This is a genomic window from Cupriavidus sp. GW821-FHT02F09 (assembly GCF_059421605.1).
In genome coordinates this window covers 1-526 of sequence record NZ_JBWKVH010000126.1, presented here as the reverse complement: position 1 = coordinate 526, position 526 = coordinate 1, and the positions used below count along the sequence as shown (strand labels likewise).

1 protein-coding gene is annotated in these 526 nt (G+C 65.0%); it reads right to left on the bottom strand.

Annotated elements, in window-relative coordinates:
* Positions 1–62 precede the first annotated feature (62 nt).
* On the bottom strand, positions 63–526 hold a 464-nt coding region (locus tag AC07XB_RS39080), incomplete at its 5' end, for an EAL domain-containing protein (RefSeq protein WP_492831793.1).

The following is a 526-nucleotide window of genomic DNA, read 5'->3' as shown; positions in this document are numbered from 1 at the left end:
CGACGAGTGAATCCGCACTCGCGGATTCACCATTGGCGCTGATGGTTGGGACGCCGCTCGCCTCAAGTCACGGCACTCACGAAGGCCTCGAACGCGCTGGCCTCCACCGGCGGACAGAAGAAGTGGCCTTGCCCGTAGTCGCAGCCGGCAGCCAGCAGGATGTCGTGCTGCGACTCGGTCTCGACGCCCTCGGCAATCACCCGGATGCGCAGTGCATGCGCCATGCTGATGATGGCGCGGCACAAGGCCACGTCGTCCGGGCCCCGCGTCAGCGAGCGGATGAAGGACTGGTCGATCTTGATGTAGTCGATGTCTAGGCGCCGCAGGTACGACAAGGATGAGTAGCCGGTGCCGAAGTCGTCGAGCGCGATCTCGATGCCGGCCGCCAGGAAGCGGGAGAGCTGGTCCATGACATCGGCGCTTTGCTCCATCAGCGAGCCTTCAGTGATCTCGATGACGAGACTGCCCACCGGCACGTTCCTGCGCTCGATCATGCTGGACCAGGACTCGGGCCCGCTCGCAGGCG